At 66.8% G+C, this 16,079-nt stretch carries 19 protein-coding genes; 5 read left to right on the forward strand and 14 right to left on the reverse strand.

The genetic code is table 11. The features are described from left to right. Positions 1-10: 10 nt before the first annotated feature. The 5 genes from ACSZL9_RS01545 to ACSZL9_RS01565 all read right to left on the reverse strand — a co-directional run bounded on the left by ACSZL9_RS01545 (position 11) and on the right by ACSZL9_RS01565 (position 2,094). On the reverse strand, positions 11-595 hold the full coding sequence (locus tag ACSZL9_RS01545) for a GrpB family protein (protein ID WP_446663699.1): 585 nt from the start codon (positions 593-595) through the stop codon (positions 11-13). 10 nt (positions 596-605) lie between these two features. After that, on the reverse strand, positions 606-1,136 hold the full coding sequence (locus ACSZL9_RS01550) for a GNAT family N-acetyltransferase (protein ID WP_446663700.1): 531 nt from the start codon (positions 1,134-1,136) through the stop codon (positions 606-608). Positions 1,137-1,189: 53 nt separating this feature from the next. Beyond that, positions 1,190-1,447, reverse strand: coding sequence for a Txe/YoeB family addiction module toxin (locus tag ACSZL9_RS01555; protein WP_446663701.1), 258 nt, complete (start codon positions 1,445-1,447; stop codon positions 1,190-1,192). Then, the gene (locus ACSZL9_RS01560; protein WP_446663702.1) at positions 1,444-1,695 is read right to left on the reverse strand and encodes a type II toxin-antitoxin system Phd/YefM family antitoxin; all 252 of its coding nucleotides are present in this window, start codon (positions 1,693-1,695) and stop codon (positions 1,444-1,446) included. Before ACSZL9_RS01560 ends, ACSZL9_RS01555 begins: the two co-directional genes overlap by 4 nt. A gap of 81 nt (positions 1,696-1,776) precedes the next feature. Further along, complete coding sequence (locus tag ACSZL9_RS01565; protein ID WP_446663703.1) at positions 1,777-2,094, reverse strand: hypothetical protein; 318 nt, start codon at positions 2,092-2,094, stop codon at positions 1,777-1,779. A 109-nt stretch (positions 2,095-2,203) separates the two neighbouring features. Here ACSZL9_RS01565 and ACSZL9_RS01570 point away from each other — a divergent pair, with 109 nt between their 5' ends. Continuing rightward, positions 2,204-2,731, forward strand: coding sequence for a hypothetical protein (locus ACSZL9_RS01570; RefSeq protein ID WP_446663704.1), 528 nt, complete (start codon positions 2,204-2,206; stop codon positions 2,729-2,731). A 97-nt stretch (positions 2,732-2,828) separates the two neighbouring features. Further along, positions 2,829-3,569, forward strand: coding sequence for a peptidylprolyl isomerase (locus ACSZL9_RS01575; protein WP_446663705.1), 741 nt, complete (start codon positions 2,829-2,831; stop codon positions 3,567-3,569). Between the two features lie 69 nt (positions 3,570-3,638). On the opposite strand, the gene ACSZL9_RS01580 is transcribed toward ACSZL9_RS01575, so the two are convergent. From ACSZL9_RS01580 to ACSZL9_RS01610, 7 genes are all read right to left on the reverse strand, one after another. Further along, the gene (locus ACSZL9_RS01580; RefSeq protein WP_446663706.1) at positions 3,639-4,310 is read right to left on the reverse strand and encodes a Type 1 glutamine amidotransferase-like domain-containing protein; all 672 of its coding nucleotides are present in this window, start codon (positions 4,308-4,310) and stop codon (positions 3,639-3,641) included. A 100-nt stretch (positions 4,311-4,410) separates the two neighbouring features. After that, positions 4,411-5,178 carry a 2-phosphosulfolactate phosphatase gene (locus ACSZL9_RS01585; protein ID WP_446663707.1) on the reverse strand — a complete coding sequence of 256 codons (768 nt, stop codon included), beginning with the start codon at positions 5,176-5,178 and terminating at the stop codon, positions 4,411-4,413. 26 nt (positions 5,179-5,204) lie between these two features. After that, the gene (locus ACSZL9_RS01590) at positions 5,205-6,068 is read right to left on the reverse strand and encodes a GNAT family N-acetyltransferase (RefSeq protein ID WP_446663708.1); all 864 of its coding nucleotides are present in this window, start codon (positions 6,066-6,068) and stop codon (positions 5,205-5,207) included. 59 nt (positions 6,069-6,127) lie between these two features. Then, complete coding sequence (locus ACSZL9_RS01595) at positions 6,128-6,742, reverse strand: DJ-1/PfpI family protein (RefSeq protein WP_446663709.1); 615 nt, start codon at positions 6,740-6,742, stop codon at positions 6,128-6,130. Continuing rightward, a complete protein-coding gene (thpR, locus tag ACSZL9_RS01600) occupies positions 6,739-7,308 on the reverse strand; it encodes an RNA 2',3'-cyclic phosphodiesterase (RefSeq protein ID WP_446663710.1) in 570 nt (189 codons plus the stop codon). Before thpR ends, ACSZL9_RS01595 begins: the two co-directional genes overlap by 4 nt. 15 nt (positions 7,309-7,323) lie before the next feature. Beyond that, positions 7,324-8,016 carry a response regulator gene (locus ACSZL9_RS01605; protein WP_446663711.1) on the reverse strand — a complete coding sequence of 231 codons (693 nt, stop codon included), beginning with the start codon at positions 8,014-8,016 and terminating at the stop codon, positions 7,324-7,326. Beyond that, positions 8,004-9,281 carry a sensor histidine kinase gene (locus ACSZL9_RS01610; RefSeq protein WP_446663712.1) on the reverse strand — a complete coding sequence of 426 codons (1,278 nt, stop codon included), beginning with the start codon at positions 9,279-9,281 and terminating at the stop codon, positions 8,004-8,006. The genes ACSZL9_RS01605 and ACSZL9_RS01610 overlap by 13 nt, the downstream gene beginning before the upstream one ends. A gap of 202 nt (positions 9,282-9,483) precedes the next feature. On the opposite strand from ACSZL9_RS01610, the gene ACSZL9_RS01615 reads away from it, so the two are divergent. Genes ACSZL9_RS01615 through ACSZL9_RS01625 form a run of 3 tightly spaced genes read left to right on the forward strand, consistent with a single transcriptional unit; the run spans position 9,484 to position 13,021 of the window. Then, the gene (locus tag ACSZL9_RS01615; protein ID WP_446663713.1) at positions 9,484-9,750 is read left to right on the forward strand and encodes a hypothetical protein; all 267 of its coding nucleotides are present in this window, start codon (positions 9,484-9,486) and stop codon (positions 9,748-9,750) included. Further along, positions 9,747-10,532, forward strand: a complete 786-nt coding sequence (locus tag ACSZL9_RS01620) for an ABC transporter ATP-binding protein (RefSeq protein ID WP_446663714.1) — start codon at positions 9,747-9,749, stop codon at positions 10,530-10,532. Before ACSZL9_RS01615 ends, ACSZL9_RS01620 begins: the two co-directional genes overlap by 4 nt. Beyond that, a complete protein-coding gene (locus tag ACSZL9_RS01625) occupies positions 10,529-13,021 on the forward strand; it encodes an FtsX-like permease family protein (RefSeq protein WP_446663715.1) in 2,493 nt (830 codons plus the stop codon). The genes ACSZL9_RS01620 and ACSZL9_RS01625 overlap by 4 nt, the downstream gene beginning before the upstream one ends. A gap of 51 nt (positions 13,022-13,072) precedes the next feature. Here the strand turns inward: ACSZL9_RS01625 and ACSZL9_RS01630 are convergent, their stop codons facing one another. Together ACSZL9_RS01630 and ACSZL9_RS01635 are read right to left on the reverse strand one after the other, a co-directional pair. Further along, a complete protein-coding gene (locus ACSZL9_RS01630) occupies positions 13,073-15,436 on the reverse strand; it encodes an ATP-binding cassette domain-containing protein (RefSeq protein WP_446663716.1) in 2,364 nt (787 codons plus the stop codon). A 23-nt stretch (positions 15,437-15,459) separates the two neighbouring features. Next, the gene (locus ACSZL9_RS01635) at positions 15,460-16,023 is read right to left on the reverse strand and encodes an isochorismatase family protein (protein WP_446663717.1); all 564 of its coding nucleotides are present in this window, start codon (positions 16,021-16,023) and stop codon (positions 15,460-15,462) included. Between the last annotated feature and the right edge of the window lie 56 nt (positions 16,024-16,079).

A 16,079-nucleotide genomic window follows, 5' to 3' on the forward strand; every position in this document is an offset into this window, starting at 1 on the left:
GGTATGTCGCTCAGTCTCCAGCGTTTGCCTGGACGGCGCGTGCTCGCTGCTTGATCTCGTCGATGATCGTCTCTGCATCGGCGTAGGCGTTCATGTCCGACCAGTCGGTCTTCATCAGTTCGCGCTTGGTCGACTCGTAGAGTTGCCGGTCCGGCTCGTCGACTCGCAGGTGATCACGCAGCAACAGGTAGTCGCCGGCCGCTGGGTCATCGACCTCAAGGATGTGGATGTGCACGTCGCGCTGCGTGGTCCGCACCAGCCGATGTCCTGGTTCGCGGACGCGCAGGACGTAGCCCGCATCGATCAGTTGTTCGAGGTAATCCTCCTCGGCGGTGATGTCACGCACGGTGACAAGGATGTCGATGATGGGCTTTGCCGCCAGGCCGGGCACCGATGTCGACCCGATGTGCTCGACACTCACCGCTTCCGGGACAGCCGCGCGAACCCGTGCCGCGTGGGCGGCGTACTCGTTGGGCCAGTCAGTGTCGTATTCCTCGAGGACGAGTTCGCGGCGCTCGACACCACCGACCAGTTCCGTCTCGGTCGCATCGGCTCGGCGTGGCGTGCTGTGCGTCCTGCTGTCATGGCTGCCCACGAGCGGTACGTTACCCAGCTGACTCGTCGGCATGCCTTCCCATGATGACCTGCTCGGCGGTGAGTCCGGGGCCGATGACCGACCAGCCGGCCGCGGCATACAGACGGCGTGCCGGGTCGGAAGAATCTGCTGTTGTCATCAGCAACCAGCGGTCCTGTGACAGCCCGGTAGTGATGACGTCCAGTAACCGGCGACCGATCCCGGATCCTCGGGCATCAGGCACGATGCCGATGCTGACGAGCTCGAAGTGCCCTCCCAGCCATTCGTCGGCCACTTCCGGCTCGAGCACCGACCTCGCCATGTCGGTCCACCACTGACCCGACTCCCCCGTGTATCCGTACGCGAAGCCCACGAGGTCCGAGCCGATCCTGGCGCGTGCCAGACGAAAGCCGTTGCGCTCACTGTGTTTACGCCACGTGTCCAGCCAGTCTGTCTCGTCAGCCTTGTCGTGGAAAATGGCGTCATACACCGGCCACAACTCGTGCGACTCCCCCGGCGACACCGACTCGTAGACATCAACCTCGACGGACCTGCGCCTCATGACTGCCTCTCTACTGTGTGCCCGCCGGCCATGGTCGACGTGTCTGCGGTTCATCATTCGTAGTGGTAGCGACAGGCCGCAATGCGGACCTCGTCCTCGGCCACCTTGTAGATCAAGCGGTGTTCATCATTGATCCGCCGGGACCAGTAGCCCTGGAAGCCATGCTTCAGCGGCTCCGGCTTACCGATGCCCTCATTGCCGTTGCGCATGACGTCTTGGATCAGTTGATTGATCCGCTTGAGGAGATTCCGATCCTGCCGCTGCCACCAGAGATAGTCGTCCCATGCTCGCGCGCTGAAGACGACCTTCACTCCAGCAACTCGCGCTCCGCGCCTCCCCCAGCTTCCAGCTCATCGATCGACGCGAGCAGGCGCCGCGCATTGGCCGGGCTGCGCAACAGGTATGCCGTCTCCTTCAGTGACTCATAGTCGTCCAGTGACACGATGACCGCCGGCTCGTGGCCAGCCCGCGTTATGACGACCTCTTCGCGGTCGTCAACGACCGAGTCGAGGACTTCGGCGTACTTCGAACGTGACTCCGTATAACTCATGGTCTTCATGGATGAGCACCTCCGTACAGAAAACTGTACCTGATGTCACCGATGCAGCACCATGTGGGCATTGCAGGGCATGTGAGTAGATCAAGCACCTGGCGCGTTGGCAGCAACGTTCTGCAGGTGAGGCTCGTATCCAGCGCGGTGGTCCATCGATCCAGCCCAGCCGTGCGGAGTCACGATGTACACATCCCCGTCGAAGGTTCCGCGGAAGTGGTTGCTGTAGAGCCAGGCCCGGCCGGGCGATTCTTCGCCGCATTCCGTCGCGATCTTGGCCCCAGCGACCACTTGGTCGGTCAGGCGGACCGCGGCAACGATCGTACGACCCGACGTCAGCGGACACAGCGCGTCGACCTGCCGAAGAGCCGCGGCTGGATCATCCAGGTGTGAGATGTTTTCTGACATCGGCCCACGGTGGCACGAAGCCGTTCGACGCCCCGAACGCTATCCACAGGAGAGCTGCCTGTGGACAGCGCCCGGCGCGTTCGTGGCAAAGCTGCTTCGCTGTCGTGCCATGGGATTCAGCACGAAGTACCTGGGACGCCTCGACATCGAGCCTCCGCTCAACGACGCGGAGGCCGATTGGCTCCGTGCGTTCGTCGCGATCGACCGACGCCACTACACCGGGCCTTACGAGGTGGCGATGAATCCTCGTGCGTTGGAGTTCGCTCGTTCACAACAGCAATCAGACGACGAAGGTGATGCCTTCAAATCTCTGGTCCCGCGGGACGGCACGCCATACCCCCATCTCGATTGGGCGCCATGCCCGACCGGGTGTTGCCTCGCGTGGGACGGCACTGAGAAGTCCCGGATGGCCGAGGAGTCGCTGCAGTACCTCATCGACCACTTTCTTCGACCCGGCGCACATGCTCGCCTCGACGGACGTCCCGAGTTCGAGCACTTCACGTTCAATCATGTCGTCAGTGGCATCATCGCTGCCGAGCGCGATGACACCCGCGAGCTGTTCCTGATTGTGTGCGAGGACAACACCATTCGACGAGAGCTCCTGGTCAGACCCGACCCTGCTCCATGGGACATGTGACCGCGGAGCTGTCCGAAGTTGGCGGCGTCGCAACCCGCCATACAGCTCACGAGCGGAGCAGACTGAGCGGACCCGTCATACCGTCAAGGAGCCAAACATGCACCTGTGGAAGACACTCGCAGCGCTCGGAGCGGTCGGCCTCACCGCGGCCGTCATGCCCACAGCTACCGCGAGCAACCCGGAGCCACCGACCGCACCGACCAAGGGCGCGTGCGCGTTCACCCCGATGACCGACCAGACGTACTCGACCTTCGTCGGTCTCCCACCGGATCCGGCGAAGGCAACCACCCACGGCAAGGCGAGCATCACGCTGAAGACCAATCAGGGCGACATCCCCTTGGAGCTCGATCGGTCTGCCGCACCGTGCGCGGTCCGCAGCATCGTCTACCTGGCACACCAGAAGTACTACGACAACACCAAGTGCCACCGGCTGACCGCGTATCACACTCCCCCGTATGCGCTTTCGGTGTTGCAGTGCGGTGACCCGCTGGGCACCGGCTGGGGTGATCCGGGCTACTGGTTCAAGGACGAGTTGGGTTCTGCCAACGCATTGCCGAACTGGCCCGGCTTCCCCGATGGCAGCCGGAAGAACTACACCCGCGGCACCCTCGCCATGGCCAACGGCGGGCCGAACACGAACGGCAGCCAGTTCTTCCTCGTGTATGACGACTCGCGCCTCACCCCCGACTACACCGTCTTCGGCCACGTGACTCCGGCCGGGATGAAGGTGCTCGACAAGATTGCCGCCGCGGGTGTCGACCCCGGCACGGACGGCACTCCGGAAGACGGGGCACCCGCACTGCCCACCGTCATTCAGCGTGCGAAGTCCGGCGCCTGACAACGAACACTGACCGGCCGGGCCCCGCACTGCCGGGGCTCGGCCGATGTTCGTTCGGTCACGAAACCGCTACTGCCGCAGGACTTTCCACCAACCTTCGGAGACGACGCGCGTCTCACCGCCGGCGACAGAGATCGCCGTCTGGTCATCGATCGCGTATGCCGGTGCTGCGACTCGCGTGAGCCAGTCCTCGGCCTCGGCCAGCGAGTTTCCCGGAGACCCGTCGGGTGCGAGATGGGGACAGATCGAGAAGTCGACCAGGCCGAGCGTGCTGACGTCGCCGTCCGGCGGGCGCCACTGGATGAAGTCCTCGCCGACCTCGGGTGTCATCACCATGCTGCCCGCGCTGAGCCCGACCCACACCGTGTCGACGAGCTCCGACAGCAGATCGGCCAGCCCCGACTGCCGCATCCAGTGGCACAGGTAGAGCACGTCGCCACCTGCTGCCAGCAGCACGTCCGCCTCACGCACCACCGGCACCCAGCGCTCCTCGTCCAAGCTGGGCAGCGCGGTCAACTCCAGGATCCCGACCGAGCGCCAGCCGAGATCGACCATGGGGTTGGGCCCGGTGCCGGTGATGAACTTCCACGGCATGGCACCCGGGCCGACCATCGGGTGTGCGTATTGCGCGGTGGGGATGCACAACGCGTTGCACTCGCGGATCGGTTTGCCCGCCAACCGAATCAGCTCGTCCCGGATGCTTGCGTTTGTCACTCCGCCGGATGTCAGCAGCAGTTTCATGAGCACCTCTCGAACAGACTCGTCAAGCATGACACTAATCAGGTGAGTGTCGAGCGACCAGCGCACGAGTACCGAGCGCGCGCAGAGCGGCGCCTGACACTCAGTCGGCAGGGCCGAACGCGCCGTCCCCGAGCATCGGCACAACCGATGTGGCGTCGCGTGCGGCCGCGACGGCGACATCGGACGCGAAGCCCTTGGCCGAAAGCTCACGACCGCTCACGGTCTCGTGCAACACCGTCGGGAGGTTGTCCGTCACGCTGTCGAAAACTGCTGTGGCAGCGATGGACTCGGGACTCATCCGACCCGCGAGCCCACGATCGCGCAGTCCGGCGAGGATCGCACCGGCACCCAGTTGGTCCTCCAGGGCAGGGCGGAGCGAATCGTCCGACTCCCACCTCTCCCCCGCCGCGATCACTGCAACCGAACGGCCCTGGTCGATCGTGTCGGCGAGCCACTGCGAGACAGCGGTCGCGTTGCGAACACAGCCGATCGCCACGACCGAGTCTGTGTCGCGCAACGCCGCCGCAATGGTCGAGCCATTCGGTGAAGGCAACACGAGACGTGGAACGGCCTGTCCCACAAGCAATCCGGCAGGAGACAGCGACAGCGCCGGTGGCCCGTCAGACTTCGTGGCTTCCAGCCTGCCGACGGCGAGGACCGCATCGTGCTCGGCTGCGAACTCCGCTGCTCGGTCGTCCTTCCACGGATAGGGGAAGACGGTCATCCCGCGGTCCACCGCGATGGTCACCGCTGTGGAGAAGCTGAGCACGTCGACGATCACCGCGACATCGGCGGACAACAATCGAGCACCCACCGGCCCCCAGTCGAACCGTATGTCGAAGTCGTGCTGCCCCAAAACGTCTGTCACTGTGTCAGATCCGATGTAGCTCGTGCTCAGTTCTTCCGGCTCAGGTCGCGCCGCAACGGCAGCTTCTGGAATCCCGCTGAGAGGTATGTCGCAACGGCGCCGACGTAGGAGCTCGGCGTGCAGACCAGCATCGACGACGCTCCCAGGTCACGCAGTGCGAGTCCGCCCGCGTGACAGATGGCCCGGCCGTAACCCTTGCCCCGGTGGTCGCGATGCACACCCATCGGCTCGATAAGTCCGGGTCTACCGGCACCGGCACCCCACACGGTGATCGCTGCGACCGCAGCGCCGTCATCGTCATACCCGACGAGGCTGCGCGCGTCGGCGAAGGCCGCGCTCTCGGCCATGCACTTCCATCCCTCCTCGGTGAACTTGGAGTTCTCGAACGCACCACGTTGCACCGTCGCGCTGTCGGCCGCGTGGTCCAGATCGATCGCCTCGACGCGCAGCGAGGGCTCGGGAAGATCGACCAGGTCGTGCCGCAGCGGCGTCCACTCCTCGTCAAGCTGCCAACCCTCGTCGCGCAGGACGTCCCGCACACGTACGTCGTTCGGGACTTCGACGAAGACCTCACCCTCGCCCAGCACGCCGCGTGCAGGGTCTCCGAGGTCGGCGGCGAGTTGCTCGGCCAGTTCACCGTCCTGCGCAAGCTCGGGTGCCATCGTCAGCCGGATCAGGTCCGGTTCGTCCGCCATACCGACCGCGATGATGCGCCCGTCCCGGAGCCACGTCCGCGTCGCATGCGCTGTGCGATCGGCGCCGAGACGCTGGAACCAACCCAGGTCGCCCGGATGGAACTGCAGAGGCAGATCGTCGCGCTGCCACTCTCGCAGGGCGTCGTTCACCGCGGAAAGTTCGGCGACTTCGGGCGTATGTAGTTCGATTGGCATATGGCGAGCGAACACCGCCATCGAGACGGGCGGCAACCGAATTTCGCGTCGTGCACCCGTCAGTGGTGGCCCTCGCCGACCACGTGGGTCGGGTCGGACCAGAGGGCGCCGGCGGGGTACTCCAGCGCCCGCGATGCTTGCTCGGCGGCCTGCTGACCGAGGAAGCGCTGCACGAGGTGCAACCCGAGATCGAGCCCCGACGTCAGCGCACCGGCCGTGATCAGATCACCGTCATCAACTACTCGCGCGTCGACGAGTTCGCCTACCAATGGCCGGAATTCGTCGTAACAGTTGCGGTTCGTCGTGGCAGATCGACCGGCCAGCAGACCGGCATGGGCCAGCACCATCCCGCCAGCACACACCGACGCGAGCCAGGGCACCCGCGCACGCAACTCGACGAGCCGGGCAGGCAGCTCGCCACGCTGCACCTCTGCCCAGGCGCCCTCGGCGGCGCGATTGAGCCAGCCGCCACCGGGCACCACGATGCCGTCGACGTCCGACTCGTCGCCGAGCACTGTGTCGACCTCGACGCGCACACCGCGCGCCGATCGGACCTGGCCCGATGAACCCGGGCGCGCCAGTTCCACGTCGACACCCGCCACCGCGAGCGGCTCGAACGTGCCGAAGACATCGATCTCGTCGAAGCCGTCGAAAACGGCGATCTGCACCTTCATGAGGCTCCTTCTGATTGCGCGCCATTGAGCGGAATCGTCGCGACCGTCTCGTGCCGCGGGCGACGGTGCGGCCCCTCCCCCAGGTATGACGCGACGAGCTCGATCTGGCCGACCGGCCAACTGTCGCTGTGGAAGGTGTCGAGCACCTGCAGCCAACGCCGTGCATCCATCGGCCGGCGCGGACGCGCGACGCTCAGGTGCCCCACGAACCGCTGACCGTCCGGGGTGGCACCGACCGAGTTCGCCGCGTGCCGGACACCGGTGGCCAGCGGCGTCAGGTCGACGCTCGGACGCAGCCAGAGCACGCGCGCTCCGATCGGGTCGGGAAACGCGCCAGCGCCGCTCAGCGACATACGGAATGCGTTGTGTCGCAGCGCAGTACGTGACAGCGCGTCGATGAGCTCGTCCTCCCGATAGTCCGGGACCGCGGACAGGAAAGCGAGCGTGAGGTGCCACTGCACTGGGTCGATCCAGGTCATGCCGTCACGAGGCGCGAGGAAGTCCGACAGCTGCTCACGCACCTGCTCAGAAGGACGGATCGCGACGAACATCCGGGTCGTTGTCATCGGCGTCAGGTTAATTCAAGAAGGTCTCGATACGCCTCCGCCGCTGCGCTCCCCCGGCACTCGACCCGCATCGAGGAAGCGCAGCACAGCTGCGACGCGTCGGTCGGTGTCGTCGCCGGGCTCCAGGGCGAGCTTGGCGAAGACATTGCGGATGTGCTTGTGCACTGCGTTGTCCGTGATGAAGAGTCGTTTGGCGATCGCTGCGTTGCCGAGGCCCTCCGCCATCACCGAGAGCACTTCCCGCTCGCGAGGACTCAGCATGGCAATCCGGTCGTTCGCTCGCTGACGGGAGAAGAGTTGTGCGACCACCTCCGGGTCGATCGCGGTCCCACCGTCGGCCACGCGGTGCAGCGCGTCCAGGAAGGTCGCCACCCGACCCACGCGTTCCTTCAGCAGGTAGCCGACCCCTCCTGTCCCGTCCGCGAGCAACTCGGTGGCGAAGCTCTGCTCGACATACGCCGAAAGCACCAGCACGGCGAGTCCCGGATGCGCTCGGCGGGCAGCAACGGCAGCACGGATGCCTTCGTCGGTGTGGGTCGGCGGCATACGCACGTCGACGACAGCCACGTCCGGACGGTGCTCGTCGACCGCGGACAACAACTCGTCCGGTCCACCCACGGCGGTCGCCACGTCGAGTCCCTCCCCTTGCAACAGCAGCACCAGGCCCTCACGCAACAGTGCGTCGTCCTCGGCGATCACGACCCGCACGGCAACTCCACCTCCACCACGGTCGGCCCGCCCACCGGACTCGACACGGTCAGGGTCCCATCGTGCGCCTCCGCGCGCCGCGCGATGCCGGCCAGACCGGAGCCGTCGTGCATCACCGCGCCACCGTGTCCGTCGTCTTCCACCCCGACATGCAGCCGGTCGCCGGCCCGACTGACCACGACAGCTGCATGCGTTGCGCCGCTGTGCCGAGCGACGTTGGTCAACGCCTCGGCGACAGTGAAGTAGACGGCCGTCTCGACGGACACCGGTGCCGGACCGGCTGTCACGCTCAGTGTGGCGGGCACCGGGGACTGCGCGACGAGTGCGGACAACGCACCGTCCAGGCCGTCGTTCTCCAACACCGCGGGCAAGATGCTGCGCACGACGGCGCGGAGTTCGGCAAGCGCGGATTCCGCACTCGTCTGGACCCTTTCGAGGATCTCCGCGGCCCGCTGCGGGTCGTGCTCCAGTGCCCGCTGCGCGGCGCCGGCGAGCACCGCCACACTGACCAGCTTGTTCTGGGTGCCGTCGTGCAAGGCCCGCTCGATCCGCCGGAGCTCCAGTGCATGAGCATTCAGTGCAGCAGCGCGAGTAGCCGTCAGCTCGGCCACTCTTGAGGACAGGTCGAGCGACGGATCCGGCGGCAGCCAGCGACGTCCGGGAGCAGTTTGCGCGCGCAACAGGAACGGGCTCAGCGCGACAGCCAAGGCCAGCCAGACGATCCCCATCACCGACGTCATCCATGCGGCAGGCCAGGTGCGCACGGGCACGAAACCGTTGACCACGGTGGCCTCCCCGGACGGCAGCAACCACCACCAGGCGGGCAACGTCACCGACTGCACACCGTTGACGACCAGTTGCAGTGCGATCAGCCCGGTGACGAAGCCGACCAGCGCGTATGCCGCCAGCCACAACAGATCACGACGACTCGTCGGGTCGTCCCGGAGTGATCGCCAGACGGCTCTGGGCCCTGCAGGACGCTCGTCATACGGCAGCTGCACGGCGTGACCGATCGCCCGCAGACGCCGGCGCTCGAGCTCGGCCACCTTGCGCATCAGGCCGAAAACCACTGGTAGCAGAAGGATTCCGACGCCAACGATGCAGAGCACCACCGTCAGCACGACCACGACGAGTGTGCCGAGCGCGAGCAGTGCGATCCCGAAGCCGACCATCAGCCACTTGACCGCGGGCAGCGCGCGGCGCACCGCCCGTGCACCGTCTGCGAGCAGGCTGGGGCGATCCGCGGCTTCGGGCGGACCTGACACCGGTGACCTCCTCCACGTCGCGGCGTGTCCGCGACAAGCTCGACCGTATGTCGAGGAGCCATCCCGGCGCACCTTCTGGACCGGAAGGTACAGCCTGCTGTACCTCCTTTCCGGTAGCTCACCGGATCGCCTCGAGCCGTCGTCGTTCCTAGCGTTGTTGGCATCCGGATTCACCGCGCCACCAACCGAATTGGAGCCACCCATGACTGACCCTTACCGCATCGCTCCAAGTCCGGGTGACGACACCTACGCGTCGTTCCACCCACCCGCCGACGGCACCGGACGCCCCGGTGACGGAGCAGGCGGTGTCACCAGCACGATGCTGTGGATCCTGACCGCCGTCTTCGCCGGACTGAACACGGCGCTCTCGGTCGCCGGGCAGGAGATCGTCGGCAGCGTGTTCGGCGGTCTCGCCGCCGCCTGCCTGGTCGTCCTGCTCGTCCGCTACCTGCGCCGGAGGGACCGATGACCGCCGCGGTGACACGACTGATCGGCCGGACCACGGCCGACCCGAAACAGCTGCCGTCCTCGGACGCCATACGCCTGATCGACGTGACCAAGACCTATTCCTCCGGTGACAGCACCGTCGCCGCACTGCAGTCGGTCTCACTGCGCGTCCCGCGTGGCAGTTTCCTGGCCGTCATGGGCCGGTCCGGCTCCGGCAAGAGCACGCTGCTGCATTGCGCGGCAGGCCTCGACGTGCCGACCACCGGGACCGTGATGATCGGCGACACGACCGTTTCCGGGCTCAACGAGACCCGTCGCACCGTGGTCCGTCGGCAGCACGTCGGGTTCATCTTCCAGTCCTACAACCTCATCCCGTCCCTGACGATCGAGGACAACATCACCCTGCCGCTGCGCCTCGCCGGGACGAAGCCGGACCACAGCTGGCTCGCGACAATCGTCGAGAGGGTCGGGATCAGCGGTCACCTGCGTCGTATGCCGTCCGAGTTGTCCGGCGGTCAGCAGCAACGTGCTGCGATCGCCCGCGCACTCTCCGGCCGGCCTGAAGTGATCTTCGGCGACGAACCGACCGGGGCGCTCGATCTGTCGACCGCCACAGACGTGCTCGAACTCCTGCGTGACCTCGTCAGCGAGTTCGGTCAGACGGTCGTCATGGTCACCCACGACCCATTGGCCGCGTCCTACGCCGACGACACCGTTGTCATGCTCGACGGGCGCATCGACCAGGTGTTGCGCAGCCCCGACGCCGCACAGTTGGCCGCCGTGTTGGGCGGTTACCACCGATGAGACTCTCGCTGCGCCCACGCATCGGCGAAGTCGTCGCGATCGCTTGCGCCGTGCTGGTCGGCGCGGTCCTGGTGACCGCCTGTCTGGTGGTGGCCGAGACCGGACTCCGGTCGCATCTGCCGGCGCAGCGTCTCGCGTCCGCCGATCTGGTGGTCACGGGACGCCAGACAGTGCCGGTCGATGAGGACCTCGACGTCCCGCTGCCGGACAGGGCACCGGTGCGTGCCGACGTGCTCCGTCGTGTCGCTGCGGTTCACGGTGTGGCGTCTGCATCGGCGGACACCACGTTCACTGCGACGCCGCTGACGTCGAGTGGGAAACCGTTGCCGATGAATGACATTCGGCACAACGGGCACTCCTGGGACCCCGTGCTGTTGCCCGCTAAGAGCTTTCGCGGTAGCCAGCCCCACGGGCCGCGGCAGGTTGCGCTGTCCGCAGACCAGGCATCGGCCGTCGACGCGCACCTGGGCGATCCCGTCCGCGTGGTGCTCGACGGGCGCACGCGGAGCATGACGCTCACCTCCATCGTCGACAGCTCCGTGCCCGGCCTGTATGTCGACCGCGCGACCGCTCAGGCGCTGACCCATCGGCCGGGCACGGTCGACCTCATTGCTGTCCGTGTGGACCAGGGCGTGTCCGCGTCGGCGGTCGCTGACCGGGTCCGCGCCACGCTGCACGGGACCGGTCTCGTCGTGACGACCGGCGATGCACGCGGTGATGTCGAGGATCCCGCGGCCGCAGCCGGCAGCGGTGATCTGATCACCTTCACAGGCTCTGCTGGTGGCGTGATTGTGGTGCTGGTCGGATTCCTCGTCGCCGGAGCCGTCACGATCTCGGTCACCAACCGGGCCCGCGAGCTCGCACTTCTCCGCGCCGTCGGAGCGACACCTCGGCAGGTGCGTGCCCTGGTCGCCCGGCAGTCGAACCGCACTGCGCTGAAGGCGATCCCGGTCGGGGTGCTCGTCGGCTACCTGCTGGCGAAGCCGTTGCTGAACCTGCTCGCGGACCACAATGTCGTGTCCGGCGAGTTGCCGGTCACGTGGAGTCCGGTGCCGGGCGTCATCACCGCGCTCCTGCTGCTCGGAGTGGTCGGAGGTGCCTCGCGGATCTCGTCCTGGCACATCTCCCGTGCACCCGCGACACAGGCGGTGGCTGACACCGACACCGAGCCGGCGTCCGGTGGGGTGCTGCGGACCCGCATCGGCGCCGCCCTGCTCGTTCTCCCGTTGGCCGCCTCGCTGGTCCCGCTGTTCGTGCGCAACGACATCGCCCTGATCAGTGCGTCGTCGGGGATCCTGCTGGCGATGATCGGTCTGTCGATGGCCGCACCCGCGGCGGTCCGGTGGTTGGGACGGCGCGCGTCGCGACGGTTCGGCGCGCGTGGTGGGTCCACCCCGACCTGGTTGGCCGCCAACAACACCAGCGCCTACGCACTGCGCACCGGTGGAGCGCTCTCGGTGCTCGCACTGGCCGTCGCGCTGACCATGGCCCAGCTGTTCACCGGAAGCACCATCGCGGCCGCAGTGCAGCACGACCATGCAGCGGCGGCGCGAGCCACCGCCGTGGTCACGGCCGACGGAGCCGGCGGGGTGACTCCGCGGACGCTGGCAACGGTCCGGCACACACCCGGTGTGCGCGCTGCGGTGCCGATGTCCGAAACCACGGTCGTGCTGACCTCGACCAGCGACGGCGAGCGGCAGGCGGAGGCGTTCCCGGCCACGGCGCTGGGTCACGGGGCGTCCGCAACCTTGGACCTGCAGGTCACGCACGGGGATATCGATCGACTGTCCGGCAACACTGCCGCGCTCGACTCCTTCACCGCAGCGACCAAGGGGATCGGCATCGGCGACCGTTTCACCGCGACCCTCGCGGACGGCTCGGTCGTGCATCCGACGCTGGTGGCGACATACGGACGGAGTTTCGGCTTCGGCAAGGTGGTCCTCTCGACGGACCTGCTGGCGGCGCACGGCCGGTCACTGTTCGACAGTGTGCTGGTCGTCCCCGCACCTGGCGCGTCCGACGTGGTGCAGCAGTTGCGCACCGCTGTCCGTGGTGTGCCCGGCGCCGAGGTGCAGGCGAGGTCCCTCCCCGCGTCCGTTGTCAGCACCGCGGACCCGACAGCCGGTGTCAGCTTGCTGATCACGCTGGTGCTGCTCGGCTACGTGTTGCTGGGGGTCGCGAACAGGCTCGTCGCCACGACCGCTCGTCGGCGGAGGGAATGGGCGACGTTGCGGGCCATCGGTATGGCGCCCGCGCAGGTCATCCGGATGGTGCGCGCCGAGACCGCTCTCGTCGCGGTCGGCGCGGTGGTGGCAGGGCTCGGCATCTCACTGATCCCCATGACATTGATCAGCATCGGACTTGTGGGCAAGCCCTGGCCTCAGGGCCCGCTGCTGCCGGTGGTGCTCGTCTGCATCGTGGTCGCGGCGACGGCATACGGCGCCACGATGATCACGACGCGCCGCACGTTGCGGGGCAGCGTGACGTGACACAGCACGCGTCGGCCGGGACCGCCACGGCGGGCACCGGCCGACGCACGGCTACCCGATGTATGCCGCAAGGTGCGTGCCGGTCAAGGTCGACTTCGCAGCCACCAGATCCGACGGTGTGCCTTCGAAAACGACTCTGCCGCCGTCGTGTCCGGCTCCCGGGCCGAGGTCGATGATCCAGTCGGCATGGGCCATGACGGCCTGATGGTGCTCGATGACGATGACCGACTTCCCCGCGTCGACAAGCCGGTCGAGCAACCCGAGCAACTGCTCGACATCCGCGAGGTGGAGGCCGACCGTGGGCTCGTCGAGCACGTAGATCTCCGCCTTCTCCCCCATCTGCGCGGCCAGCTTCAGCCGTTGTCGCTCTCCCCCGGACAACGTCGTCAACGGCTGACCGACCGTGATGTAGCCGAGTCCGACGTCAACGAGCCGCCGCAGGATCTTGTGCGCCGCGGGCACCCGGCCGTCACCGTTCGCGAAGAACGCCTCGGCCTCGGACACCTGCATGCCCAGCACTTCGCTGATGCCCTTGCCGCCGAAGGTGTGCTCGAGCACCTCCGGCTGGAAGCGCTTCCCCTCGCACACGTCGCACGTCGTCACGACTCCCGCCATCATCGCCAGATCGGTGTAGATGACGCCGGCGCCGTTGCAATTGGGACATGCTCCGTCCGAATTTGCACTGAACAGAACGGGTTTGACGCCATTCGCCTTGGCGAAGGCCTTGCGGATCGGCTCCAGCATCCCGGTGTATGTCGCCGGGTTGCTCCTGCGAGAGCCGCGGATCGCCGTCTGGTCCACGGTGACCACGCCGTCGCGGCGCGCGACCGAACCATGGATCAGCGAACTCTTCCCGGACCCGGCCACGCCGGTGACGACGCACAGCACACCGAGCGGGATGTCCACGTCGACGTCCTGCAGGTTGTGCAACGACGCACCGCGAACCTCGAGCGCGCCGTCAGCCGGCCGGACCGCATCCTTGAGCGAGACCTTGTCGTGCAGGTGTCGTCCGGTGCGGGTGTCCGCAGACCGCAGCTGCTCGACCGTCCCCTCGAAGACGATCTCGCCACCGTCGACGCCGGCACCCGGCCCGAGATCGACGACGTGGTCGGCGATCCCGATCATCTCGGGCTTGTGCTCGACGAGGAGCACGGTGTTGCCCTTGTCACGCAGTTGCAGGAGCAGCTCGTTCATCCGCTCGATGTCGTGCGGGTGCAGGCCGATCGACGGCTCGTCGAAGACGTAGGTCACGTCGGTCAGTGAGGACCCCAGGTGCCGAATCATCTTGGTCCGCTGTGCTTCTCCGCCGGAGAGCGAACCGGACGGTCTGTCGAGACTGAGATAGCCCAGGCCGATCTGCACGAACGAGTCGAGAGTGGATCGAAGCCCGTCCAGCAAGGGCTGGACGGACGAGTCGCGGACGCCGTGCATCCACTCGGCCAGGTCGCTGATCTGCATGGCGGCCGCGTCGGCGATGCTGATGCCACCGATCTTTGAGGACCGGGCAGCTTCGTTGAGCCGGGTGCCGTGACACTCGGGGCAGACAGCGAAGGTGATCGCGCGATCGACGAACCTGCGGATGTGCGGCTGCATCGCCTCACGGTCCTTGGACAGGAACGACTTGCGAATGCGCGGGATGAGCCCTTCGTAGTTGACGTTGATCCCGTCGATCTTGATCTTGGTCGACTCCTTGTGGAGCAGTGCGTCCAGCTCACGCTTGGTGAACTTCGCGATCGGCTTGTCGGGGTCGAAGAAGCCGCAGCCCAGGAAGATCCGGCCGTACCAGCCGTCCATGCTGTAACCCGGGATGGTCAGCGCGCCCTCGCGCAGCGACTTGGTGTCGTCATACAGGGCGGTGAGGTCGAAGTCGGTCACCGAACCACGGCCCTCGCAGCGCGGACACATGCCGCCGACCACACTGAACGTGCGCACTTCCTTGGTCGTCCGACCGGCCTTCTCGACGGTCACCGCGCCGCCGCCGCTCATCGAGGCGACGTTGAAGGAGAACGCGCGTGCCGGGCCGATGTGCGGCTTTCCGAGGCGGCTGAACAGGATTCGCAACATGGCCAGCGCATCGGTGGCGGTGCCGACGGTGGACCGTGGGTCGGCGCCGAGCCGCTCCTGATCGACGATGATCGCCGTGGTCAGCCCACCGAGAACGTCGACATCGGGACGGGCGAGCGTCGGCATGAATCCCTGGACGAAAGTGCTGTAGGTCTCGTTGATCTGTCGCTGCGACTCGGCCGCGATCGTGTCGAAGACCAGCGAGCTCTTGCCGGAGCCAGACACTCCGGTGAACGCCGTGACCCGGCGCTTCGGCAGGTGGACGGAGACGTCGCGCAGGTTGTTCTCTCGGGCACCGACGACATGTAGGACGTCGTGGGCATCGGCAGCGGGCGATGTGGTCGCAGGCATGTCGTGAAATCTACGTCAGGAGGTCAGCCTCGCGGGGCGGTGAAGCTGACATCCGCGGTGTTCACGGTGGCGGCGAACTTGCCCGGACCACTCTGGAACCTCCAGTAGAGGTTGGTGTGCGAGATGACCAGCTCGGGGCTCGGTGCACCGTATGCCGACAGGTCCTCGGTGGTGTGCGCGTCCCCGACGAGTGTCACGTCGTAGCCACGCGCGAAAGCACCGTGGATCGTCGACCGGACGCACATGTCTGTCGCCGCGCCGGCGACCACCAGGTGCCCGATGCGCGACGCAGCCAACACGTCCTCCAGATCGGTGCCTTCGAACGAGTCACCAAAGGACTTCTCGACCAGCTGCTCCGAGTCATCACGTGACAGCTCAGCCACCAATTGCCAGTCAGCAGAACCCTGTTCGAGCTGATCATCGTGGTGTTGCACCCAGATCACCGGCACTTGCTCGGCTCTGGCCCGGTCGACCAGCGACTTCACGTTGTTGACGACGTCGTCCCGTCGGTGCGCGCTGGCGAGGACTCCTTGCTGCACGTCGATCACGAGCAACGCGGTCTGCGGGCGGTCGGTCAGTGCGGTCATGGCGGCTCCTTGATCGGTTGTCTCGACGTTAGTGGCGAGGTGTGACAGGACGGTGG

This window comes from Flexivirga sp. B27 (assembly GCF_052905685.1).

What these genes read in the sequence shown, in the direction of transcription:
- ACSZL9_RS01635 (WP_446663717.1), bottom strand. Translation starts at nt 16,023, where the DNA reads ATGACCGCACTGACCGACCGCCCGCAGACCGCGTTGCTCGTGATCGAC.
- ACSZL9_RS01630 (WP_446663716.1), bottom strand. Translation starts at nt 15,436, where the DNA reads ATGCCTGCGACCACATCGCCCGCTGCCGATGCCCACGACGTCCTACAT.
- ACSZL9_RS01595 (WP_446663709.1), bottom strand. Translation starts at nt 6,742, where the DNA reads ATGAAGGTGCAGATCGCCGTTTTCGACGGCTTCGACGAGATCGATGTC.
- ACSZL9_RS01615 (WP_446663713.1), top strand. Translation starts at nt 9,484, where the DNA reads ATGACTGACCCTTACCGCATCGCTCCAAGTCCGGGTGACGACACCTAC.
- ACSZL9_RS01560 (WP_446663702.1), bottom strand. Translation starts at nt 1,695, where the DNA reads ATGAAGACCATGAGTTATACGGAGTCACGTTCGAAGTACGCCGAAGTC.
- ACSZL9_RS01625 (WP_446663715.1), top strand. Translation starts at nt 10,529, where the DNA reads ATGAGACTCTCGCTGCGCCCACGCATCGGCGAAGTCGTCGCGATCGCT.
- ACSZL9_RS01590 (WP_446663708.1), bottom strand. Translation starts at nt 6,068, where the DNA reads ATGCCAATCGAACTACATACGCCCGAAGTCGCCGAACTTTCCGCGGTG.
- ACSZL9_RS01620 (WP_446663714.1), top strand. Translation starts at nt 9,747, where the DNA reads ATGACCGCCGCGGTGACACGACTGATCGGCCGGACCACGGCCGACCCG.
- ACSZL9_RS01575 (WP_446663705.1), top strand. Translation starts at nt 2,829, where the DNA reads ATGCACCTGTGGAAGACACTCGCAGCGCTCGGAGCGGTCGGCCTCACC.
- ACSZL9_RS01580 (WP_446663706.1), bottom strand. Translation starts at nt 4,310, where the DNA reads ATGAAACTGCTGCTGACATCCGGCGGAGTGACAAACGCAAGCATCCGG.
- ACSZL9_RS01565 (WP_446663703.1), bottom strand. Translation starts at nt 2,094, where the DNA reads ATGTCAGAAAACATCTCACACCTGGATGATCCAGCCGCGGCTCTTCGG.
- ACSZL9_RS01570 (WP_446663704.1), top strand. Translation starts at nt 2,204, where the DNA reads ATGGGATTCAGCACGAAGTACCTGGGACGCCTCGACATCGAGCCTCCG.
- thpR (WP_446663710.1), bottom strand. Translation starts at nt 7,308, where the DNA reads ATGACAACGACCCGGATGTTCGTCGCGATCCGTCCTTCTGAGCAGGTG.
- ACSZL9_RS01550 (WP_446663700.1), bottom strand. Translation starts at nt 1,136, where the DNA reads ATGAGGCGCAGGTCCGTCGAGGTTGATGTCTACGAGTCGGTGTCGCCG.